Source organism: Paroceanicella profunda, assembly GCF_005887635.2.
GTDB lineage: Bacteria > Pseudomonadota > Alphaproteobacteria > Rhodobacterales > Rhodobacteraceae > Paroceanicella > Paroceanicella profunda.
Genome location: NZ_CP040818.1, coordinates 2,072,368 through 2,095,260 on the forward strand (window position 1 = coordinate 2,072,368; position 22,893 = coordinate 2,095,260).

19 protein-coding genes are annotated in these 22,893 nt (G+C 69.8%); 6 read left to right on the forward strand and 13 right to left on the reverse strand.

Translation table 11 applies throughout. The features are described 5' to 3' along the window. Window positions 1-4: 4 nt before the first annotated feature. From FDP22_RS09270 to FDP22_RS09290, 5 genes are all read right to left on the reverse strand, one after another. Window positions 5-1,135: an FAD-dependent oxidoreductase gene (locus FDP22_RS09270; RefSeq protein WP_138572000.1), complete on the reverse strand. Its 1,131-nt coding sequence runs from the start codon at window positions 1,133-1,135 to the stop codon at window positions 5-7. After that, on the reverse strand, window positions 1,132-2,028 hold the full coding sequence (locus tag FDP22_RS09275) for an alpha/beta hydrolase (protein WP_138571999.1): 897 nt from the start codon (window positions 2,026-2,028) through the stop codon (window positions 1,132-1,134). Before FDP22_RS09275 ends, FDP22_RS09270 begins: the two co-directional genes overlap by 4 nt. 198 nt (window positions 2,029-2,226) lie before the next feature. Further along, window positions 2,227-3,702 carry a S1 family peptidase gene (locus tag FDP22_RS09280; RefSeq protein ID WP_138571998.1) on the reverse strand — a complete coding sequence of 492 codons (1,476 nt, stop codon included), beginning with the start codon at window positions 3,700-3,702 and terminating at the stop codon, window positions 2,227-2,229. A 75-nt stretch (window positions 3,703-3,777) separates the two neighbouring features. Next, entirely contained in the window at window positions 3,778-4,971 is a 1,194-nt protein-coding gene (locus FDP22_RS09285) for an MFS transporter (protein WP_138571997.1), read from the reverse strand. A gap of 22 nt (window positions 4,972-4,993) precedes the next feature. Continuing rightward, window positions 4,994-5,809 carry an ABC transporter permease gene (locus FDP22_RS09290; RefSeq protein WP_138571996.1) on the reverse strand — a complete coding sequence of 272 codons (816 nt, stop codon included), beginning with the start codon at window positions 5,807-5,809 and terminating at the stop codon, window positions 4,994-4,996. 92 nt (window positions 5,810-5,901) lie between these two features. Between FDP22_RS09290 and FDP22_RS09295 the strand changes: the two genes are divergently transcribed. Next, entirely contained in the window at window positions 5,902-6,477 is a 576-nt protein-coding gene (locus FDP22_RS09295) for a GcrA family cell cycle regulator (RefSeq protein WP_138571995.1), read from the forward strand. A 621-nt stretch (window positions 6,478-7,098) separates the two neighbouring features. Here FDP22_RS09295 and phoB read toward each other — a convergent pair. From phoB to FDP22_RS09330, 7 genes are all read right to left on the reverse strand, one after another. Continuing rightward, a complete protein-coding gene (phoB, locus tag FDP22_RS09300; RefSeq protein ID WP_138571994.1) occupies window positions 7,099-7,794 on the reverse strand; it encodes a phosphate regulon transcriptional regulator PhoB in 696 nt (231 codons plus the stop codon). 19 nt (window positions 7,795-7,813) lie between these two features. After that, entirely contained in the window at window positions 7,814-8,518 is a 705-nt protein-coding gene (gene phoU / locus FDP22_RS09305; protein WP_138571993.1) for a phosphate signaling complex protein PhoU, read from the reverse strand. A gap of 32 nt (window positions 8,519-8,550) precedes the next feature. Continuing rightward, complete coding sequence (pstB, locus tag FDP22_RS09310) at window positions 8,551-9,348, reverse strand: phosphate ABC transporter ATP-binding protein PstB (protein WP_138571992.1); 798 nt, start codon at window positions 9,346-9,348, stop codon at window positions 8,551-8,553. 22 nt (window positions 9,349-9,370) lie between these two features. Next, entirely contained in the window at window positions 9,371-11,134 is a 1,764-nt protein-coding gene (gene pstA / locus FDP22_RS09315) for a phosphate ABC transporter permease PstA (RefSeq protein ID WP_205910765.1), read from the reverse strand. A 22-nt stretch (window positions 11,135-11,156) separates the two neighbouring features. Next, window positions 11,157-12,557, reverse strand: a complete 1,401-nt coding sequence (gene pstC / locus FDP22_RS09320) for a phosphate ABC transporter permease subunit PstC (RefSeq protein ID WP_138571990.1) — start codon at window positions 12,555-12,557, stop codon at window positions 11,157-11,159. Between the two features lie 139 nt (window positions 12,558-12,696). After that, window positions 12,697-13,686, reverse strand: a complete 990-nt coding sequence (locus FDP22_RS09325; RefSeq protein ID WP_138571989.1) for a substrate-binding domain-containing protein — start codon at window positions 13,684-13,686, stop codon at window positions 12,697-12,699. Between the two features lie 136 nt (window positions 13,687-13,822). Next, window positions 13,823-15,124: a sensor histidine kinase gene (locus FDP22_RS09330; protein ID WP_138571988.1), complete on the reverse strand. Its 1,302-nt coding sequence runs from the start codon at window positions 15,122-15,124 to the stop codon at window positions 13,823-13,825. 131 nt (window positions 15,125-15,255) lie between these two features. Here FDP22_RS09330 and FDP22_RS09335 point away from each other — a divergent pair, with 131 nt between their 5' ends. The 3 genes from FDP22_RS09335 to ptsP all read left to right on the forward strand — a co-directional run bounded on the left by FDP22_RS09335 (window position 15,256) and on the right by ptsP (window position 19,306). After that, complete coding sequence (locus tag FDP22_RS09335; protein WP_138572532.1) at window positions 15,256-15,681, forward strand: DUF1178 family protein; 426 nt, start codon at window positions 15,256-15,258, stop codon at window positions 15,679-15,681. Window positions 15,682-15,749: 68 nt separating this feature from the next. Continuing rightward, window positions 15,750-16,976 carry an aspartate kinase gene (locus FDP22_RS09340; protein WP_138571987.1) on the forward strand — a complete coding sequence of 409 codons (1,227 nt, stop codon included), beginning with the start codon at window positions 15,750-15,752 and terminating at the stop codon, window positions 16,974-16,976. 41 nt (window positions 16,977-17,017) lie between these two features. After that, window positions 17,018-19,306: a phosphoenolpyruvate--protein phosphotransferase gene (gene ptsP / locus FDP22_RS09345; RefSeq protein WP_138572530.1), complete on the forward strand. Its 2,289-nt coding sequence runs from the start codon at window positions 17,018-17,020 to the stop codon at window positions 19,304-19,306. A gap of 852 nt (window positions 19,307-20,158) precedes the next feature. On the opposite strand, the gene FDP22_RS09355 is transcribed toward ptsP, so the two are convergent. After that, the gene (locus FDP22_RS09355; protein ID WP_138571986.1) at window positions 20,159-20,659 is read right to left on the reverse strand and encodes a GNAT family N-acetyltransferase; all 501 of its coding nucleotides are present in this window, start codon (window positions 20,657-20,659) and stop codon (window positions 20,159-20,161) included. A gap of 184 nt (window positions 20,660-20,843) precedes the next feature. On the opposite strand from FDP22_RS09355, the gene FDP22_RS09360 reads away from it, so the two are divergent. Beyond that, the gene (locus tag FDP22_RS09360; RefSeq protein WP_138571985.1) at window positions 20,844-21,449 is read left to right on the forward strand and encodes a flavin reductase family protein; all 606 of its coding nucleotides are present in this window, start codon (window positions 20,844-20,846) and stop codon (window positions 21,447-21,449) included. 534 nt (window positions 21,450-21,983) lie between these two features. Beyond that, window positions 21,984-22,856 (forward strand): S-methyl-5'-thioadenosine phosphorylase, encoded by an 873-nt coding sequence (locus FDP22_RS09365; RefSeq protein ID WP_138571984.1) that lies wholly within the window; start codon window positions 21,984-21,986, stop codon window positions 22,854-22,856. Window positions 22,857-22,893 lie beyond the last annotated feature (37 nt).

A 22,893-nucleotide genomic window follows, 5' to 3' on the forward strand; every position in this document is an offset into this window, starting at 1 on the left:
GGGGTCAGGCGGTTCCGGTGGGGATGTGCCTGGCGGTTCTGGTTCTCAGTTCGCCGACCTTGCGGGACTTCGACAGGATGTTGAAGAAGCCGCGCTGGATCGGCACCGGCCAGCTTGCCGGCCGGCCGAAGAAGATCGACATGCGCTGGGTGTGCTCGGTGATCGGGCGCTCCGCCCGCTCCCAGGCGGCGAGGGCGGCGGGGATGTCCGCCGCGCCGTCGAGATGGGTGGCGAGCGCGAGCCCGTTCATCATCGCCGTGCCGCCGCCCTGGCCGAGGTTCGGCGGCATGGCATGCGCCGCGTCTCCCAGGATCGCCACCCGGCCCTGCGACCAGGTTTTCAGCTTCACGTGGCCGAACCGGTCATAGCGCCCGCCCGGGCCCAGCCGCTCGATGAGCGGGCGCAGATGGGGGAAGGCCGCGGCCCAGCTTTCCACGTCCACCGGGGTGGCCTTTCCGCTGGTGTCGCTGTCGAGCATGGTGAGCGCGATGTAGAGCTCGGTGTCCGAGACCGGGGTCACGAGGATGCGGCGGCTGCCCTGCCAGTTCTCCACCGTGGTGCCGGTGTCGCCCAGGGCCACCTCCTCCGGCGTCTTGGGGATGAGCAGGCGGATGGCCCCGTCGGGCATGTCGCGCTTGCGGGTGGGGATGCCCAGCCCGTCGCGGATGCGGGAGTTCACGCCGTCCGCCGCCACCACCAGGTCCGCCTGCGCTGTCGCGCCGCTCGCGAAGGTGATGGTGCCGTCCGGCGTGGCGGAGACGGCCTCCGAACCGGTGACGATCTCCGCCCCCGCCCGCGTGGCGGCCCCGGCCAGCGCCTCGATGAGCTGCTGGCGCAGCACGGAATAGACCCGCCCGCTCGCCCCCCAGCGGTGCACGGAGAGCACGCGGTTGCGCCCGTCGCGCATCTCGCGCGTGGTGGCGCGGGAGCAGCCGGCGATGGCGGCCTCGGCCGCGCCCAGCGTCTCCAGCACCTTCATGCCGTTCTCGTAGATGTAGATGCCGGCGCCGGTGTCGCGCAGGCGCGCGCCGCGCTCGTGCACCCGCACCTGCCAGCCCTTGCGCGCCAGCGCCGCCGCCGTGGCCAGCCCGCCGATGCCGCCGCCCGCGATTTCCGCTCGTCTCGTCGCGCTCATTTGCTGGTGACCTCCTCACGTGGCGCCATGGCCGGCCCGGGCAGGGCGGCGCAGACGGCGCGATGCACGGCGCCGCCCGGGCGGGCCATGTGATCGAGAATGCGGAAATGATTGGCGCCTGCAATCACTTCGCTGTGTTCCAGCCGCCCGGCCCGTGCCAGCGCCGCGGCGAAGGCCGCGCCCTGGCGGATGAATTCCGGGCTCTCCGCCGCTCCCCAGAGCACGGTGACTGGGCAGGGGATGGCGGCCGCGTGGCGCGGCGGGCTCAGCCGCGCGGCCTCCTCCGGCGAGAGGTGGATGTAGCTGCGCCGCGCGCTCAGCAGCACCGGCTCCAGGTCGTAGCCGCCGGAGATGCACACCAGTGCCGCCATCGGCGCCGGCCGGCCGCGCGCCGCCCAGTCCAGCGTGGCGAGGCAGGCGGCGAGATGCGCGCCCGAGGAATGGCCGGAGAGCAGGATGCGCGCCGGGTCGCCGCCGAAACGGGCGATGTTGTCCTGCACCCATGCCAGCGCGCGGGCGAGCTCCTCCACCATCTGCGGCATGGTGAGCGCGGGCAGCTTGCCGAAGCCGGGTGCGACGAAGACCTGCCCCGCGCCGGTCATCGCCGGGGCGAGGAAAGCGGCGTCCTCCTTCGACTGGATGCGCCAGGCGCCGCCGTGGATGTGCACGTGCACGGGCAGGGGGCCCGTGGCGGCTTCGGGGCGGAAGATGTCGAGGCTCTGCTGCGGCTCCGGCCCCCAGGCCTGCTCCTGCCACAGCGGCGGACGGCGCAGGGTCTCGGCCTCCTCGGCCCAGCGGGCCATGCATTCCGCAGCATCGGGCGCCCAGACGCGCTGGTCATAGGCACGGTCGAGCTCGGCCTGGCTGTAGTCGAGGTAGACACGGTCGGACACGGATTCTCCACCTTCCCTGCGGTTCTTTCCGGGCGACTCGCGCAGTCTCGCGCCGCTGTCGCCTGTTCATGACCCGAGGATAGGGGAGGGCTTTCGCGCCGCGCCATTGCATTCGGCGTGCGAAGTCATGCTTTTTGGTAATGCCCTGCCCGCGAATGAGGCTGTGGTTCAAAAGCTGCCCGGGTTTTCAGCGCGGCGTCAGTCGCAGAAGATCAGCACAGTGAACGTGGCTGCGCGGCGCGCGAGGTCGGTCGGTGTGAGCGGAGCGCCGTCGCCGCTGGTGTCCGGCCGCACACCCTGGCCGGACAGGAACAGCTTCGCGATCTCACCGCGGATGGCGAAATTCACGTTCTGCGGGATCTCACCGGAGATGTCGGCCATCTTCAATGCGTCGAGCTTGGAGACCACCACCCCGACCACCTGCCCGGAACTGTCGAGCACCGGGCCACCGGAATTCCCGCTTTGCACCGGGGCGGAGATCTGCATCTTCGTGACGTCGCCGCCGAGGCCGGTCATTGCGGTGACTGACCCGCGCGTCACATTGAGCCCGCCGAGCAGGTCGGAGAGCGGATAGCCCGCCACGGCGATGTCGGCGTTCAGCTCCGCCGGACCGGGTGCGAAATGCGCCGCGACCGTGCCCGCTGGCGCCGGCGGGCCGGAGAGCAGGGCAAGGTCGTATTGCTCGGATTGCCCGACGAGGGAAAGCGGCTGGCCGTCATGGCTCAGGCGGCTGCAGCCGCGCACCACGTGGGCGTTGGTGAGGATGAGGCCGTTCGGGTCGACGAAGAAGCCAGACCCCGAGGCCTTGTGCTCCGCGTCAGGCGCGGCCGGTGCAGTGCTTCCCTGCGAGACGCGGGCATCGGCGCCGCGCGCCGAGTCGAGCCAGTCGAGGGTCAGCATCACCATCCGGTGCAGCGCGCCGCCTGGAGGGATATTGAAGGCCGGAGCCCGACCCACGGCGATGCTGGTCGAGACACCGTTGATCATGTCGCTCTCGGCCGGCCCGGCGGAGAGCAGGACAGATGACCATCCTCCGCGGATCATCTCGGAGCGGAAATAATAGCGAGACCCCTGCGCGGTGGTGACGGCGGTAACCCAGCGGTCGGCACGGCGCAACGTGTAGGGGGCGAGGCCCGGCGCCTGCTGCTGTTCAGCCCAGCCGTGCCAGGAATACATGTCCGCGAAGTCAGAGCGCAGGGTGTAGATGTCGAAATCCGAGATGGTGTGGCCCCAATGGTTGAGGCTGCCTTTCATCGGCAGCGGCTTCATTGTGCGGGCGGGAAAGGCCAGCGAAAGCCCGAGACCCGGCAAGTAGCGCATTTCCCAGCCCTCCCTGTCGATCTCGTCGAGAAAGGAGAAGGCGAGGCTGGCCATCTGCATGTTCAGCGGCGGCGTGCTAAAGGTCTTGCGGCTGTAGCTTTCGAGCGCACCCTGGCTGCCTTTGCCCCAGTCGCCGTCTATAAGGCCCATGTAGTGTCCGTTGAAGGCGAGGGCCGCCTGGAGATATCGCTTCTCGTCGGTGCTCAGCCATCCTGCATCGAAGGGTTCGACCAGCACGTCAGGGATCGGAGCCTGCGCCTTGGGAGTGCCGGGAAGCGCGGTGAGGGCGGCTGCGAGCGCCAGTAGGAACGCGGCGCAGCGCAGCAAGGTCCGGATGCTGACCTGTTGGCTCAAGGCGGATCTCCTCGGCTGGGCACGCCACAGGAGATCAGAGTGCACCGGGGCGTGGCCGGAGGCAAGCCGCCCGGCTCAGCCCCGCCCGGCCCGCCGCAGCCACAGGGCGATGGCGCAGACGCAGAGGGTGAGTGTGGCGCAGAAGACGATCACCGCCGGCCACGCGCCCTCGTGCCAGAACCATCCGCCGAGCGAGCCCATCACGCTGGAGCCCACGTAGTAGGACAGCAGGTAGAGCGAGGCCGCGTGGCTGCGGTTTGTGCTCGCCAGCCGGCCCACCCAGCCGGAGGCCACGGAATGGACCATGAAGAACCCCACCGTGATCACCGCAATGCCGCCGATGATCAGCCACAGAGCGGAGGAGAGCGTGGCCAGCATGCCCGTGAGCATCACCGCCACGCCGGTGATCACCACCGGCGGCCGCCCCATCCTGTCGGCGAGGGAGCCGGCGCTGGAGGAGGCGAGGATGCCGAAGATGTAGGTGAGGAAGATCAGCCCGATCTGCGCCTGGCTGAGGCTGTAGGGCGCGGCGAGCAGCCGGTAGCCGGCGTAGTTGTAGATGGTCACGAAGGCGCCCATCGACAGGAAGCCGGTGAGGAACAGGAAGGGCAACTCGCGGTGGCGCAGGTGGGTGGCCCAGGCCGCGAGATGCAGGGCCGGGTTCAGCCCGGGGCGGCGCACGAAGTTGCGCGAGGCCGGCGCGAGGGCGAGGAAGCCGAAGGCCACCACCAGGTCCACCGCCGCCATGGAGCCGAGCGCGATGCGCCAGGAGGTGGCCTCGGTGAGCGCGCCGATCGCCACCCGGCCGATCATGCCGCCGAAGGCGGTGCCGCCCACGTAGAGGCCCATGGCCCGGCCGAGGCGGCCCGCCGGCATCTCCTCGGCCAGATAGGCCATGGCGACGGCCGGCACGCCGCCGAGCACCAGCCCCTCGCAGGCCCGGGCGATCAGCAGCAGCTCCCAGGACGGCGCCATGGCCGAGACGAGGTTCAGCAGCGCCGCGCCCACCATGGAGACGAACATCAGTCCGCGCCGGCCCACGGCCTCGGAGAGCGCGCCGGCCGCGAGGATGGAGAAGGCGAGGCAGCCGGTGGTGAGCGAGAGCGCGAGCGAGCTCGTCGCTGGGTCGATGCCGAATTCGGTGGAGAATTCCGGCAGCAGCGGCTGGGTGCAGTAGATCAGCGAAAAGGTGGCGAACCCGGCCAGGAACAGCGCGGTGGAGATGCGCCGTTGGGCGGCGCGCTCCGTGCGGGGGAGGGCGGAGGACATGGTGGCGCGGCCTGGTCCCGGTTCAGCTCTTGAGCCTGTAGCCGGAGCGGATCCAGCGCCAGGCCACCGTCCAGAGCACCGCGTTCACCGCCACCAGCACCGCGGCGCCGAGCAGCGGCCCGCGGTCCGACACGCCCAGCACGCCGAAGCGGAAGCCGTCGATGAGGTAGAAGATCGGGTTCGCGTGGCTGATGGCGCGGAAGGCGGCCGGCAGGGTTTCGAGCGAGTAGAACGTGCCGGAGAGGAAGCTCAGCGGCGTGACGATGAAATTGGTGATCGCGGACATCTGGTCGAACTTGTCCGCGACGATGGCGGCGAGGATGCCGGCGAGGGCCATCATCAGGCTGCCGGCCAGCACGAAGAACAGCGCCCAGAGCGGGTGCTGCGGGATGGTCTGCGTGGCGCCGAACACCACCACGGCCACCGCCGCGGCCACGAACAGCCCGCGCGCCACCCCGCCCACCGCGTAGCCGGTGAGGATCTCGGCCGGCGAGAGCGGCGGCATCAGCGTGTCGATGATGTTGCCCTGCATCTTCGAGATCAGGATGGAGGAGGAGGTGTTGGCGAAGGCATTCTGCACCACGGTCATCATCAGGATGCCCGGCGCGAGGAACTGGGCGAAGGGCACGCCCATCACCTCGCCCCGGCGCGCGCCGAGCGCCAGGATGAAAACGCCCATGAACAGGGCCGCCGTGGCCATGGGGGCGGCGAGCGTTTGGGTCCAGACATTGGTGAACCGCCGGATCTCGCGCAGGCACAGCGTGCGCAGGCCGAGCCAGTTGGTGCGGCCGAAGCGGCGCTCCCCCATGGGGCGCATCTGGGGGGTGACCTGTGTCATTTCTTCCTCCGAGGCTTGGAAAACCGCCGGGCACCTTGTAACTGACGTGCCCGGAGATACAATACAGACCCCATCCCCGACGGAGATATGTCATGTCCTGGACCGATGAGCGCGTCGAAGAGCTCAAGACCATGTGGAACGAGGGCAAGAGCGCGAGCCAGATCGCCAAGACCCTCGGGGGCGTCACGCGCAACGCGGTGATCGGCAAGGTGCATCGTCTCGGCCTGTCGAACCGAACGGCGGGTGCCGCGAAGGACGAGGTGAAGCCGGCGGCCGCCGCCGCGCCCGAGCCGCCGCTGCGCGCCGTGCCCGAACCGAAGGAAGAGGCGGCCGAGGCCGCCCCCGCGGAGCGTGTGGTGCCGCGCGAGGCGCCGCGCCGCCCGGTGCCCGTCTCCCAGCCCGTGCCGCCGACACCGCCGATGGCCGAGGTGAGCCCGGAGGCGCTCGCCAACCTCACCGAGATCGAGAAGCGCGCCCGCAAGCTGGACCTGATGCAGCTCACCGAGCGCACCTGCAAATGGCCGATCGGCGACCCCGCGACCGAGGAATTCTGGTTCTGCGGCCTGCCCGCCACCCCCGGCAAGCCCTATTGCGACGCACATGTGGCCGTGGCCTTCCAGCCCATGTCGAGCCGGCGTGACCGCCGCTCCGGCAGCGGCGGCCGCTGAGCCCCGAGGCACCGGCGGTCCCGAAACGCGCTCCCGGCCTCCGGGAGCGCGTTTCGTTTTGCGGACGGCGCCCCTGGCGAGGCTCGGCCCGGGACCGGGTCCCCCGAGGGGGACCGCGGAGCCCGGCCCGGGCCGGTGGGTCCCTGCGGGCCCCTCCGGCCGGCGCGGGATGTCGGCCGGGCGCACCAGGCCCGGCTCCACCCGTTCGCCCGGGCGGCCAGCCCGCGCCGCGCCCGACCCTCCCCCCCGGGAGGGCGCGATGGCGATGTCCTTCGGGGGCAACCCTCGTTTGGGGCTTCGGGATAAACCGCTGACCACACGCGGTGCTGCGCCCCCCCAGGGTCGGGCGCGGCCCTCAGCGCTCAGCGGCAATCGGGTTCGGGACGTCTCTTGCGCCGCGCCCCGGCCACAGCCCCAGGTATGGCCACGCGCCCACACGCGGCGGCACTCCCCGGCGCGACAGCGCTGCCCTTCGGACACCGCGCCCGGCCCGCCGCCGCGCGCCGGCCGGAGGCGCCCGCAAGGGGGGCTCCGGCCCGGGACCGGCTCCGCGGTCCCCTTGCGGGACCCGGTCCGGGACCGTGCCCGGCCGGGGAAGGGCGCTCAGCCGGGGAAGGGCGCTCAGCCGGGGTAGGTTTCGTCCAGCGCGTAGCCGGCGCTGCGCACGGTGCGGATCGGGTCGCGGTCGCCGCGGCGGTTGAGCGCCTTGCGCAGGCGGCCGACATGCACGTCCACGGTGCGGATCTCCACGTAGACCTCGTTGCCCCAGACCCGGTCCAGCAGCTGCTCGCGCGAGAACACCCGGCCCGGGCGCTGCATCAGCACGTCGAGCAGGCGGTACTCGGTGGGGCCGAGATGCACCTCGCGGCCCGCCCGGCGCAGGCGCCGGGTTTCGCGGTCCAGCACGATGTCGCCGAAGGTGGCCACGTCGCCCGCCAGCGTGGGGCGGGTGCGGCGCAGGACGGCGCGCATGCGCGCCAGCAGCTCGGACATGGAGAACGGCTTGGTGAGGTAGTCGTCCGCGCCGATCTCGAGGCCGCGGATGCGGTCCTCCTCCGCGCCGCGGGCGGTGAGCATGATGATGGGGATGTCCCGGGTCTGCACCCGGGCGCGCATCTGCCGCGCGATCTCCAGCCCGGAGACATTGGGCAGCATCCAGTCGAGCAGGATGATGTCCGGCCCGCTCTCCTCCACCAGGATCAGCGCCTCCTCCCCGTCGGGCGCCACGGTGACGGTGAAGCCTTCCTTTTCGAGATTGTAGGAGAGGAGCTCGCTCAGAGCTTCCTCGTCCTCGACCACGAGAACCCGAATTGCCATCGGTGTACCGCGCCTCCCGTCAGGACCCGACGCCGTCGAGCGAGACGGGCTCGCCCTTGGGACGGTCGTCGCCGAGGGGCTCGCCCTCGACCACGTAATACACCATCTCGGCGATATGCGTGGTGTGGTCGCCGATGCGCTCCAGGTTCTTGGCGATGAACAGGAACTGCGAGCCGAGGCCGATGGTCCGCGGGTCTTCCATCATGTAGGTCACCACCTCACGGAACAGCGAGTTGTAGATCTCGTCGACCTCCACGTCGCGCCGCCAGACCGACACCGCCAGCGCGGTATCGCGCGAGGTGTAGGCGTCCAGCACCTCGGTGAGCTGCTGGAGCGTGCGCTGGCCCATGCGGCCCACGGAGGCGGAGAGCTTCGCGGGGCGCTGGTCGGCGAGGTAGATCGCCCGGCGGGCGATGTTCTTCGCCAGATCCCCGATGCGCTCCAGCGTGGCGGACATCTTCAGGCAGGAGATCAGCACCCGCAGGTCCTGCGCCATCGGCTGGCGCAGGGCCATGATGCGGGTGGTCAGCTCCTCAACCTCGAACTCCAGCTTGTCGAGCCGCTTGTCGCGCAGGATGACCTCCTCGGCCAGCTTGGGGTCGCGGTTCTCCACCGCCTCCAGCGCGTTGGAGAGCAGCTCCTCGCAGAGCCCTCCCATTTCCGAGATCTTTGCCTGCACGGCGAGCAGGTCATCGTCGAATGCCGATACGATATGAGGGCACATGCTGCTCTCCTCCTTGGGAAAACGCCTCTGACTCAGCCGAACCGACCGGTGATGTAGTCCTGGGTCTTCTGGTCGCTGGGATTGGTGAAGATCTTCGTGGTGTCGTCGTATTCCACCAGGTCGCCGAGGTGGAAGAAGGCGGTCTTCTGGCTCACACGCGCGGCCTGCTGCATCGAATGGGTCACGATCACCACCGAGAAGGAGGAGCGCAGGTCGTCGATCAGCTCCTCCACGCGGGCGGTGGCGATGGGGTCGAGCGCCGAGCAGGGCTCGTCCATCAGCAGCACCTCGGGCGCGGTTGCGATGGCGCGGGCGATGCACAGGCGCTGCTGCTGGCCGCCGGAGAGGCCGGTGCCCGGCGCGTCGAGCCGGTCCTTGACCTCCTCCCAGATCGAGGCGCGGCGCAGCGACTGCTCGACCACGTCGTCCAGGTCGGACTTCTTGTTCACCAGGCCGTGGATGCGCGGGCCGTAGGCGATGTTGTCGTAGATCGACTTCGGGAAGGGGTTGGGCTTCTGGAACACCATCCCCACCCGGGCGCGCAGCTGCACCGGGTCGATCTCCTTGGCGTAGATGTCCTGGCCGTCGATGCGGATGTCGCCCTCGACGCGGCAGATGTCGATCGTGTCGTTCATCCGGTTCAGGCAACGCAGGAAGGTGGACTTGCCGCAGCCCGAGGGGCCGATGAAGGCGGTCACCGTCTTGTCGAGAATGTCGACATCCACCGATTTGATGGCCTGCGCCTTGCCGTAGAACACGTCCACGCCGCGCGCCTGAATCTTCACGTCCCGGTTCACAACCTTGCCCTCGTTCAATCGCATGTTGGTCATGTGATCCATCCTATCTGGCACCTTACCAGCGCCGTTCAAAGCGTTTGCGCAGGAAAACCGCCAGCGCGTTCATGATGACGAGGAAGAGCAGCAGCACGCAGATCGCGGCGGCCGTCTTGGCCTCGAAGGCCCGTTCCGGGAAATCGGACCAGAGATAGACCTGCACGGGCAGGGCGGTGGCCGGGTCGGTGAAGCCGCCGGGCACCCCGGTGATGAAGGCCACCATGCCGATCATGATCAGCGGCGCGGTCTCGCCCAGGGCCTGGGCCATGCCGATGATCGTGCCGGTGAGGATGCCGGGCATGCCCAGCGGGATCACGTGGTGGAAGGAGGTCTGCAGCTTCGAGGCGCCCAGCCCCAGCGCCGCGTCGCGGATCGAGGGCGGCACGGCGCGGATGGCCGCGCGCGACGCGATGATGATCGTGGGCAGGGTCATCAGCGCCAGCACGAGGCCGCCGGCCAGCGGCGCCGAGCGCGGGATGCCGAAGACGTTCAGGAACACCGCCAGCCCCAGCAGACCGAACACGATGGAGGGCACCGCCGCGAGGTTGTTGATGTTCACCTCGATGAAGTCGGTGAACCGGTTCTTCGGCGCGAACTCCTCCAGGTAGACCGCGGAGAGCACGCCGATGGGAAAGGCGATGCAGAAGGTCACCAGCATGGTCCAGAACGAGCCGACGGCCGCGCCCCAGATGCCGGCAAGCTCGGCCTCGCGGCTGTTGCCGGAGGTGAGGAAGCGCCAGTTGAACACCCGCTCCACCGCGCCGCGATCCTCCAGGGATTGCAGCCAGGCGCCCTGCGCGTCGTTTACGCGCCGGGTGATCTCGGGAGAATCGTTGATCAGCAGCGTCCAGTCCGCCGGGGGCACGTCGCCCCGGGTGGCGGCGGCGGGCAGGGGCTCGAGGATGTCGCCATGCGCGCGGTTTGCGGAGACCTCGGTGATCTTCACCCAGCCGGTTCCGATGCGCACCAGCATGGAGCTGTCGGCGTCGGAGAGCTTCTCCAGCCCGTCCTGCAGGTCGGCGCTGTGCTCCAGCGCCTCGGCACGGGCGATGAGCTGGTCGCGCGCGGCGACATAGGCGTCGATGCGCTTCTGCAGGTCCTCCTTCACGGACGCCTCCGTGGCGGCGGCGAGATCCTCGGTGACCACGTCGATGCCGCGTTGCTGGCGGCCGGCCTGCACGCGCAGCTCGTCCGCGTCGGCGTTCAGCCGGGCGTGGATGGCCGGCAGGATGACGGCGAAATCCTCCGCCGTGCTGCTCAGCTCGGCCTTGTCGCCCTTCACCGTGACGGTGAGCGTGCCGCTGTGGGCCATCGGCTCGGGCTTGCCGAACACGCCCTTGAGGTAGAGGTCCACGTCATCGGAGGCGAGGAAGGGGAAGGTGATGGTCTGCCCGATCAGCGAGGGGTCCGCCATCACCCGGTCGCGCAGCTCGTAGCCGGAGCCGCCGGAGGTGAGGTCGCCCAGCGCGCGGCGCGCGGTGCGGCCGGTCACCTCCGGGAAGGCGTCGCGCAGGGCGTCCTTGCGCAGGCCCTCCCAGTTGCCGGCGCGCAGGTTCGCCGGGTCCACCTCATCGGGGGTGATGGTCACCGGCAGGGTGATGTAGCTTTCGGTGACGACCAGCGCCGCCTTGCCCACCACCGACCACAGCAGCGCCACCAGCGCCAGCCCGGCCAGGGTGAGCGCGGCGATGCCATAGGCCTGCAGCCGCATCTGCGCGAAGTGCCGCTTGCGCATCTTGCCGGCGGCCGCAGCCGAGCCGTGATGGGCGGAGAGTGTGCTCATGTCGACCATTGTGTCCGGCCCCTCAGTCGTAAAGTTCGCGGTATTTGCGCACGATGCGCAGCGCAATCATGTTGAGCAGCAGCGTGATGCAGAACAGCGTGAAGCCCAGGGTGAAGGCCGGGCCCGCGGCCACGGTGGCCTCGGTGTCCCCGGTGATGAGCATGACGATCTGCACCGTCACGGTCGTCACCGCCTCCAGCGGGTTCGCGGTGAGGTTGGCGCCCTGTCCGGCGGCCATGACCACGATCATCGTCTCGCCCACGGCGCGGCTGACGCCCAGCAGCACGGCGGAGACGATGCCGGGCAGGGCGGCGGGCAGCACCACCTGGCGGATGGTCTCGGCCCGGGTGGCGCCGAGGCCGTAGGAGCCGTCACGCAGGCTCTGCGGCACGGCGTTGATCACGTCATCGGAAAGCGAGGAGATGAAGGGGATGATCATGATCCCCATCACCACGCCCGCCGCCAGCGCGCTCTCGGACGCGACGTTGAGCCCGATGCTCTCCCCCGCCGAGCGGATGACCGGCGCCACGGTGATGGCGGCGAAGAAGCCGTAGACCACCGTGGGAATGCCGGCGAGGATCTCCAGCATCGGCTTGGCCCAGGCGCGCACCTTCGGGGCGGCGAAGTCGGACAGGTAGATGGCCGCGAACAGCCCCACCGGCACGGCCACCAGCATGGCGATGCCGGTGATCATCAGCGTGCCCACGAAGAGCGGGATGGCGCCGACGCGGTCAGGGTCGAGCTTGCCTTCCTGCACGCCGGCCAGCGGGCTCCAGTTCGTGCCGAACAGGAACTTGTCCACCCGCCAGCCGATGTTGGAGAAGAACTGCAGCGTCTCCGAGATCAGGCTCAGCACGATGCCGACGGTGGTGAGCACGGCGATGGCCGCGCAGATCATCAGCACGGTGCGCAGGAAGCGCTCCGAGCGGTTGCGCGCCCGGAACTCCGGGGCGATCCGGCGCCAGGTGAGCGCGGCGGCCGCGGCTGCGGCGGCCACGGTGGCAAGGAGCGTCACCCACAGGCGCAGCGAGTCCGCCGCGGCGTAGCTGCGCGCGATGTCCTCGCGCAGGGCGTCGGTGCCCGAGGCCACGGTGCCCATGGCGATGCGCCGGGCGTCGGAGAGAATGAGATCGGCCTCCACGGAGGAGACGTCGGGCAGCGCGGCGCGGATCTGGTCATGCAGCGAGCTGTCGATCAGCATCGACCAGCCCGTGCCCATCACCAGCAGCACCGCGAACCCCGCCAGCAGGGTCCACATCAGGCAGTAGAGCCCGTGGTAGCCCGGGCGCGAGTGCAGCCGGGACAATTGTCCTCCGGCCACGACCATCGCGCGGGAGCGCCCCATCACGTAAACCGCGATCGAGATCGCGGCGACAATCAGCCCGGCAAGGGGCAGGAGAGGGAGGAAAGTGTTTCCCAACATGGATCCCGGTCGCTTTCGGATTGGGCGGGGCTCGGAGGAGGCCGAGGTGTCCCGAGGGCGGTGGCGCTGGGCGCGCCGCCCGGCCGGTCGGGGTCCGGGGAGCGCGGATCGCTCCCCGGCAGTGTCAGCGGCGCCGCGCTCAGTTCAGCGCGGAGGCCTCGATCGGGGTGAGCGCGGAGACGGCCTCGGCCTGCTTCTCATGCGCGTCTTCCGGCAGCGGGATCAGGCCCTTGTCGACCAGGTACCCGTCTTCGCCCGAGGCTTTCGGGGAGAGGTACTCGGCCAGGAACTCCTCCATGCCCGGGATGACGCCGACATGGGCCTTCTTCACGTAGACGTAGAGCGAGCGGGAGATCTCGTAGGTGCCATCGGCGATGGTCTCGAAGGTCGGCTGCTCGCCGTCCACCGAGGCGCCCTTCAGGCGGTCGGCGTTCTGGTCGAGGTAGGAGAAGCCGAAGATGCCGAGCGCGTTCGGGTTGGCTTCCAGCTTGGAGACGATGAGGTTGTCGTTCTCGCCGGATTCCACGTAGACGCCGTCCTGGCGGATCTCCATGCCGGTCTTGCCGCAATCCTCGCCACCGGCCATCTTGCAGCCGTGCTCCATCGCCAGCTCCTCGAAGCTGTCACGCGTGCCGGAGGACGGCGGCGGGCCAAGCACTTCGATCTTGGTGGCGGGCAGGGCCGGGTCGACCTCGTTCCACATCATCGGCTTCGGGCCGTTGGCGGCGAGCGCGGTCCAGATCTGGCCGACGGTGAGGGTGAAGGTCGGGCCTTCCATCGCGTTGGCGATGACGATGCCGTCAAAGCCGACCTTCATCTCGACGATGTCGGTGACACCGTTTTCCTGGCACATCGTGAACTCGGAGGCCTTCATGCGGCGCGAGGCGTTGGTGAAGTCCGGGAACTCGGCGCCCACGCCGGCGCAGAACAGCTTCATGCCGCCACCGGTACCGGTGGACTCGACGACCGGGATCGGGTTGCCGGTGGCCTGGCCGAACTGCTCGGCCACGGCGGTGGTGAAGGGGAAGACGGTGGAGGAACCGACGATGCGGATCTGGTCCCGGGCGGAGGCGACACCGGCGGCCAGCGTGGCGGCGGCGGCGATCGCGAGAATACGGGTTGTGTTCACTGAGTCTCTCCGTGGTCGGATGAATGTGCAGGCCCGACGCTGTCGGGCGCTGGACCGTGGCCGCACCCTAGTGATGCGCTGCCGCGGTTTTATTGCATTGCTCTTTCAGAATTGTGACAGCGCAACGCGCTGAAATTCAACGGGAAACCGTGGAATTGCCCGCGCCGGCGAGGTTCTGTGACACCGACTCGGGCGCTTTCGGCACCCGCACGGTGAATCGGCTGCCCACCCCGGGCGTGCTCTCGATCTGCAATTCGCCGCGGTGGCGGTTGAGCACGTGCTTCACGATCGCGAGGCCCAGGCCGGTGCCGCCCCTGTCGCGGCTGGCCTTGGCCGAGACGCGGTAGAACCGTTCCGTCAGCCGCGGCACGTGCTCGCGCGCGATGCCGGGCCCGTCGTCGATCACGCTCACGCCCCACATGCCGGGCCAGCGCGGGTCGCCATCGGCGGGGGCGAGCACGATCCGCCCCTCCGGCCGGCCGTATTTCAGCGCGTTCTCCAGCAGGTTCACGAACACCTGGATGAGCTGGTCGCGGTCGCCGCGCACCGGGTGGGGCTGGTCGGACAGCGCGATCTCCAGGGTGACGCCCTGCTTGCGCAGCAGCGGCGAGACGGCGGCGCCGGCTTCGCGCGCGGTGTCCAGCAGGTCGCACTCGGTGCGCGGGGCGAGGTGTTCGCTGAGCTCGATATGGCTGAGCGACAGCAGATCCTCCACCAGCCGCTTCATCCGCTCCGCCTGCCGGGCCATCAGCGCGAGGAAGCGCTCCTGCCCGGCAGGGTCGTCCCGCGCCGGGCCCTGCAGGGTCTCGATTGAGCCGAGGATGGAGGCCAGCGGCGTTTTCAGCTCATGGCTGGCATTGGCGATGAAATCCGAGCGCAGCGCCTCGATCTTGCGATCATGCGTGCGGTCCTCCACCAGCACGAGCACCGGCGCCGCGTCATCGGTGATCTCGCCGCGCGTGGGGCAGACATGCGCGCGCAGGTGCAGCTCGCCCCCCTGGTAGAGCACGAATTCCGCCTGGCGCACCTCATCGGAGTCGAACGCCGCCGTCACCGCCTCCACGAAGGCCGGCGCGCGCAGCAGGTTGGCGAAGTGGCGGGCCTGCGACAGCCGCGGGAACATGTCGCGCGCCGCGAGATTCGCATAGCCGATGCGCCCGCCCTGCTCGATGAGGAACAGCGGTTGCGGCAGCAGCTCCATCAGCTCCCGCCCCATGCCGGCGCGCAGGAACTGCAGCGGCGCGGTGTCCGCCGGCGGCGACGCTTCAGCCGCCGGCTCATGCCCGGCCAGCGCCAGCGTCACCAGCGTGAGCACCGCACCCGCCACGGCCAGAAAGGCCGCGGTGTGCAGCGGCGGCGTGTCGTGCCAGGCCAGCACCGTGGCGAGGGCCGTCAGCGGCAGGATGATCACGGCGAAGGGCCACAGGCGCAGGGGCATGTCTCTCCTCTCGGTTGCGCAATTCGAGCAATTTTCCCTGAATAGCAGAGCAGCGCCGCGCCCTAAAGCAGGATTGCATTCATCTCTCCGTCACATATTTATTGGAGGTCAAGGAGTTGAGAGTCGCCACCATGATCCGCTACGCCCTCCGTTGTGCCGATGGCCATGTCTTCGACAGCTGGTTCCAGTCGAGCGATGCCTATGAGACCCTGCGCAAGGCAGGGCATCTCAGTTGTGCGGTCTGCGCGTCGGGCAAGGTGGAGAAATCGGTGATGGCGCCCCGGGTCTCCACTCATGAGGTCAGCCCCGCGCCCGAGCGCCCCTTGAGCGCGCCGGCCTCTCCGGCCGAGCAGATGATCGCGGAGCTGCGGCGCCGCATCGAGAGCAGCGCGGACAACGTGGGGCGCGATTTCGCCTCCGAGGCCCGCCGCATCCACGAGGGCGAGGCCCCGCGCCGCGCCATCTACGGAGAGGCGAGCGGCGAGGAGGCGCGCGCGCTCATCGAGGATGACATCCCCATCGCCCCACTGCCCTGGAACACGCGCAAGACGAGCTGAGCTTGCAGCCTTCCTCCGGTGCCTGTATGACGGCCCGGATTTTCAGGTGGATGAGGACCCCCCCTGCCATGCCAAGGCTCGTGATGAAATTCGGCGGCACGTCGGTCGCCGATCTCTCCCGCATCCGCAATGCTGCCGAGAAGGTGAAACGCGAGGTCGAGCGTGGCTTCGACGTGGCTGTCGTCGTCTCGGCCATGTCGGGCAAGACCAACGAGCTTGTGGGCTGGGTGCGCGAGGTCTCGCCCTTCTACGACGCGCGCGAGTATGATGCCGTCGTCTCCTCCGGCGAGAACGTGACGGCCGGTCTCATGGCGCTCACCCTGCAGGAGATCGGCGTGCCCGCCCGCTCCTGGCAGGGCTGGCAGGTGCCGCTGAAGACCACGTCCGCCCACGGTGCCGCGCGCATCGAGGACATCGACACCACCCTGCTGGCGCAGAAGTTCGAGGAAGGGCTGCACGCGGTGATCGCCGGTTTCCAGGGCATCAGCCCGGAGGGCCGCATCACAACGCTGGGCCGCGGCGGCTCGGACACTTCCGCCGTGGCCTTCGCCGCGGCGCTTGGGGCGGAGCGCTGCGACATCTACACGGATGTGGACGGGGTCTACACCACCGACCCGCGCATCACCCAGAAGGCCCGCAAGCTCGAGCGCATCGCCTATGAGGAGATGCTCGAGCTGGCCAGCCTGGGCGCCAAGGTGCTCCAGACCCGGTCTGTCGAGCTGGCGATGCGCTACAACGTGCGCCTGCAGGTGCTGTCGAGCTTTTCGGACGAGCCGGGAACGCTCGTCTGTGCAGAGGAGGAGATCATGGAAAGCAATGTGGTCAGCGGCGTCGCCTACAGCCGCGACGAGGCCAAGGTGACGCTGATCGGCGTGGCCGACCGCCCGGGCGTTGCCGCCGGCATCTTCGGCCCGCTGGCCGAGGCCGGCATCAATGTCGACATGATCGTGCAGAACATCTCCGAGGACGGTCTCACCGACATGACCTTCTCCTGCCCGGTGGACGAGGTGGCCCGCGCGCGCAAGGCGCTCGACGCGGCCCTGGCCGACGGCAAGCTCGCCTTCCGCGAGGTGGTGACCGACACGGAGACCGCGAAGGTCTCCATCGTGGGCATCGGCATGCGCTCGCATTCGGGCGTGGCGCAGAAGATGTTCGCCACGCTGGCCGCCGAGGGCGTGAACATCAAGGTGATCACCACCTCCGAGATCAAGGTTTCGGTGCTTATCGACCGGAAATACATGGAACTCGCCGTGCAGGCCTTGCATGATGCCTTCGGGCTGGAAAAGGCTGCCTGAGGGAAGCGCAATGCGCCGGGGGACAAGCCATGCCGGACGACATGCCGGAAGAGACGGGGCCGGGGCCGAAAGGTCCGGGTGAGAACAAGGGCGTCGAGTCGCGCATCCTGCTGAAACGTCTCTCCCAGGTCATGGCCGAGCCGGGCGAGGGGCAGGAGCGGCTCGACCGCATCACTGCCATGATCGCCCGGTCGCTGGCGACGGAAGTGTGCTCCGTCTACCTCAAGCGCGACGAGAAGACCCTCGAGCTGTGTTCCACCGAAGGCCTGCGCAAGGAATCCGTGCATGTCTCCACGCTGCGCGTGGGTCAGGGCCTGGTCGGCCGCATCGCCGAGCAGGCGGAGCCGGTCAACACCGCCGATGCGCCCAACGAGAAGGGCTTCCGCTATCTCAAGGAAACCGGGGAGGAGCTGTATTCCTCCTTCCTCGGTGTGCCGATCCAGCGCGTGGGCGAGGTGCTCGGCGTGCTCGTGGTCCAGACCCGCGAGCCGCGCGCCTTCACCGAGGACGAGATCCACGGGCTGGAGATCGTCGCCATGGTCATCGCCGAGATGACCGAGCTCGGTGCCTTCATCGGCCCCGGCGCGATGGAGATGGCCGTCACCCACCGGCGGCCGTTCTTCGCCAAGGGCCTCTCCGCGCAGGAGGGCGTGTGCGAGGGCACGGTGATCCTGCACGAGCCCAATATCGTCGCCTCCGTGCCCGTCGCCGAGGATCCGGAGGTGGAGCGCGCCCGGCTGCTGGCCGCGGTGCAGGAACTGCGGCTCGAGGTCGACCGCATGCTGGAGAACGACATGCTCGCCCATTCCGGCGAGCATCGCGAGGTGCTGGAGACCTACCGTCTCTTCGCCCATGACAAGGGCTGGCTGCGCCGGATGGAGGAGAGCATCGACCGCGGGCTCTCCGCCATTCTCGCGGTGGAGAAGGAACAATCCGCCACCCGCACCCGGATGGAGCGCATCACCGACCCCTACCTGCGCGAGCGCCTGCACGATCTCGACGACATCGCCAACCGCCTGCTGCGCCATGTCGCCGGCCAGCAGAACGGCACTGCCGGCCTGCCGGAGGACGCAGTGCTGGTGGCGCGCAGCATCGGGCCGGGCGATCTGCTGGACTACGGGCGCTCCCTGCGCGGCGTGGTGCTGGAGGAGGGCTCCGTCGGCAGCCATGCCGCCGTGGTCGCCCGCGCGCTGGCCATCCCGCTGGTGATCCAGGCCGCGCGCATCACCCGCGAGGCGCAGAACGGCGACCGCATCCTGGTTGACGGTGACGAGGGCGTTGCCCATCTGCGCCCGGAGGAGACCGTGTACAAGGCGTTCCACGAGAAAGTGGCGATGCGCACGCAGGCCAAGGAAGTCTACACCGCGCTGCGCGATTTGCCCGCGGAAACGCTCGACGGCACCCGCCTCAACCTGATGATGAATGCCGGGCTGATGGCCGACCTGCCCTCCTTGGGCACCTGCGGCGCGGAGGGCGTGGGCCTCTACCGCACCGAGCTGCAGTTCCTCGTGCGCTCCTCCGTGCCGCGCCGCTCCGACCAGGCGGGGTTCTACTCGCGCGTGCTCGACGCGGCGAAGGGCAAGCGGGTGATCTTCCGCACCCTCGATATCGGTTCGGACAAGGTGCTGCCCTACATGAAGCGCCAGGAGGAGCCGAACCCGGCGCTGGGCTGGCGCGCCATCCGCGTGGGGCTGGACCGGCGCGGGGTGATGCGCATGCAGCTCCAGGCGCTGCTGCGCGGCGCGAAAGGCCGGCCGCTGAGCGTTATGTTCCCCTTCGTGGCGCAGCTCGACGAGTTCGAGACCGCCCGCGAGATGCTGCTGAGCGAGGTGGAATCCGAGCGCGCCCATGGCCGCGTGGTGCCCGAGAGCCTCGAGATCGGCGCCATGCTGGAGACGCCGAGCCTCGCCTTCGCGCCGGACGAGTTCTTCCGCCTCACCGATTTCATCTCCATCGGCGGCAATGACCTGAAGCAGTTCTTCTTCGCCGCCGACCGCGAGAACGAGCGCGTGCGCCGGCGCTACGACACGCTGAATGTGAGCTTCCTGACCTTCATCGAGATGATCGTGAAGCGCTGCGAGGCCTTCGACGTGCCGCTGTCCTTCTGCGGCGAGGACGCGGGCCGGCCGATCGAGGCGCTCGCCTTCGCGGCCATGGGCCTGCGCAGCCTGTCGATGCGCCCGGCCTCCATCGGCCCGGTGAAGCGCCTCTTGCGCTCGGTGGACCTCTCCGCCGCGCGCCAGGTGATCGACTCCGCCCGCCGCTCCGGCACCCAGTCGGTCCGCCCGGCGCTCTCCGCCTGGCTGACGGCTCAGAACGCGCCGGTCTGAGACCGGGGCCGGCTCGGGCCTCGCCAGGCGCAGCCAGGCAGCCACCCGGCAACATCCGCACGACCCGGAGCGTGTGCCGGCCCGTGCCCCCCTGACGCAGCACGGTCCGGGACCGGGTCCCGCAAGGGGACCGCGGAGCCCGGCCCGGTCCGGTCGGCCCCTCCGGGCCCGCCCGGCCGGCGCGGGACGTCGACCGGTCGCCCCGGCCAATCGGACCCGCGGCGCGCTCCCCCCCTTCCGCCCGGGCGACCAGCCCGGGCCGCGCCCGACCTTCCCCCCGGGAGGGCGCGATGGCGATGTCATTCAGAGTTCAGCCCTCTTTCGGGGGCTTTTGCGATAAACCGCTGACCATGGGCGCGGCTGCGCCCACCCAGGGTCGGGCGCGTCCCGTCGTGCCCAGCTCGGAGCGGAAAAGTGCTTGCGTCTTCCATGCGGGTGCCGCACGTCTACTGGTCACTGGTCACTGGTCACTGGTCACTGGTCACTGGTCACTGGTCACTGGTCACTGGTCACTGGTCACTGGTCACTGGTCACTGGTCACTGGTCACTGGTCACTGGTCACTGGTCCCCGAGCCCGCCTGCGCTGCATCAGTGCTGCATTCCCTGTCCGTACGAAGCATTGCGCGAAGCGCGGGCGGTGCCGCGTGAATTCCTCTCCGGACCCGTAAGGAGGCGGCACCGGAAGGACCTCCCCTCCCGCCCCGGCCTGCCCCCCGTCCATCCGTGCTCCCGACCCGCCAGGCCCCGCGGCCCACACCCCGCCCGCGCCACAGGCGCTTCGCCGGGGGCGGGCCGTCGACGGCCCGAGGGGGCTCGATGCCCCCGACGGGACGTGTCCGGCCGGGGACCCGGTCAGTCCTCCCAGCGCCGCACCAGCCCGCCGACGCCCTCCATCGCGCCGGGGACGAGCTCGCGGGCCAGGATGCGGGCGGGGTTGGTGGGGGGCGGGAAGTCGACCGCCTCGGCGATATCGTGCTCGAAGCCGAAGCGGTTGTAGTAGGGGGCGTCGCCGACGAGAAGGATGCGCTCCCAGCCCAGCTCGCGCGCCCGTTCCACCCCTTCGGTGATCAGCAGCGCGCCCAGCCCCTCGCCCTGGTGGGTGGGGTGCACGGCGACCGGCCCGAGCAGCAGCGCCCGATGGCCGGCCGGGCCCACGCGGATCGGCCAGAAGCGGATGGCGCCGGCCAGCACGTCGTACTCGTCGCGCGCGATGCGGCAGAGCGGGCCCACGGGCTCGACGCCGTCGCGCAGCCGGTAGGAGCTCAGCGCCGTGCGGCCGGGCGCGAAGCAGAGGTCGTAGAGATACTCGACCTCGTGGGTGTCCGAGGGAGTTTCGGTGAAAATTCGGAGCATCGGGCAGGGATCCGGTGGAGCGGAAGGGGCGGGGCGAGGCGGGAAGGCCGCGGGCAGGCGCAGGGCCCGTGCTGTCAGCCTCGTCGCATTGCAACCCTTGTCATCTGGCGGCGAGCCTCCTTTACTCCACCCGACCCCGGTAGCACGCGGCCGGGACACACGCAATCATCCGAGGACCCACTCCATGTTCTACCGCCCCGGCATCGACGACCACGGCCTGCCGCACAACCCGCTCAAGGCGATGATCGTTCCGCGCCCGATCGGCTGGATCTCCACCGTGGATGCCGAGGGGCGGGCCAACCTCGCCCCCTACAGCTTCTTCAACGGCCTGTCGGACGCCCCTCCCATGGTGATGTTCTCCACCACCGGGCCGAAGCCGGGCGGCGCGGGCAAGGATTCGGTGGCCAATGTCCGCGCCACCGGCGAGTTCTGCGCCAATCTCGTGGGCTGGGAGCTGAAGGACGCGATGAACGTCTCGGCCGCGCATCTGGAGGCGGGGGAGGACGAGTTCGAGGCCGCCGGGCTGGAGAAGGCGCCCTGCGAGGTGATCTCGGTGCCGCGGGTGAAGGCTGCCGCCGGGGCGCTGGAGTGCAGGCTGTGGCAGGTGATCGACCTGCCGGGCGACAATTACCTCACCATCGGCGAGGTGGTGGGCATCCACATCGACGAGGCGATGCTCAACGAGGGCATCTTCGACGCCACGCGCTGGCAACCGGTCTCGCGGCTGGGCTACCGGGACTATGCGGTGGTGCGCGAGCTGTTCTCCATGAACCGGCCCGGGCAGCGCTGAACCCGGGTCCGCAGGGCCCGCGCACGGGGACACGCGCCGGCCCGCCCGGCGCATGCGCCGCACCGGTTCCGGACCGCGCGCCGCATGCGTTCCTGCAGCCGCGCGGTCCGCTCGTGCTTGCGACCTCGCCTCCCGGACGGGCTCTTGCCCCGGGCGTCCCGCGTGATCCCGAACCGCGCCCCCCGCAGGAGCGTTCCGGCCGCGCCTCATGTGCGCCCTGAGCCGCGTGTCACGCATGGGGTTCAGCTCCTGCGCCCGGCATGAGCTGTGACTCCGCGTGGCCCGTGTGAGGCCCGAGACCGCGGGTCCCGCGCGTGCCTTCAGGCCGCGCGTCCCGCATGGGTCTCAAAACCGCACGAGCCGCACCGGTCGCCAAACCGCGCAAGTCTTGCAGCCGCGCGTTTCGCACGGGTCATCGATCCACGCGTTCCGCGAAGGCAATCGATCCATGCGGTCCGCGTGAGGCGCCACTCTCTTGACGGAGCCGCCCCGGCGCTTCAGGAAAGGGGCGCAACGGCAGGAAAGGAACCCCGGATGGGCGAGACCATGATCGGCATCATCGGCGGCAGCGGAGTCTACGACATCGACGGCCTGGAGGGCGCGGAATGGCGCCGGGTGGAGAGCCCCTGGGGCGAGGCCTCCGACGAGATCCTGTTCGGCACCCTCGGCGGGGTGAAGATGGCCTTCCTGCCCCGGCACGGGCGCGGGCACGTGCAGTCGCCCTCCTCGATCAACTACCGCGCCAATATCGACGCGCTGAAGCGCGCCGGCGTGACGGACGTGATCTCGGTCTCCGCCTGCGGCTCGTTCCGCGAGGAGATGGCCCCGGGGGATTTCGTGGTGGTGGACCAGTTCATCGACCGCACCTTCGCCCGCGAGAAGAGCTTCTTCGGCCCCGGCTGCGTGGCGCATGTCTCCGTCGCGCACCCCACCTGCCCGCGGCTGGGCGCCGCCGTGACCGAGGCGGCGAAGGCCGAGGGCATCCGCGTGCACCGCGGCGGCACCTACCTGTGCATGGAGGGCCCGCAGTTCTCCTCCCAGGCGGAGAGCCTGCTCTACCGCGAGGTGTGGAAATGCGACGTGGTGGGCATGACCAACATGCCCGAGGCCAAGCTCGCCCGCGAGGCCGAGCTCTGCTACGCCTCCGTGGCGATGATCACCGATTACGACAGCTGGCACCCCGGCCATGACGCGGTGGACGTGGCCGCCGTGGTGGCCGTGCTCTCTGGCAATGCCGAGAAGGCCCGCGGGCTGGTGCGCCGGCTGCCCGGCCTGCTGGGCCCGGAGCGCGCGCCCTGTCCGCATGGCTGCGACCGCGCGCTGGAGCATGCGCTGATCACCGCCCCCGCGCAGCGCGCCCCGGCCCTGCTGGCGAAGCTCGACGCCGTTGCCGGGCGCGTGCTCTGACCCTCCCCATCCATCCGGGCCCGCACGGGCCCGACAT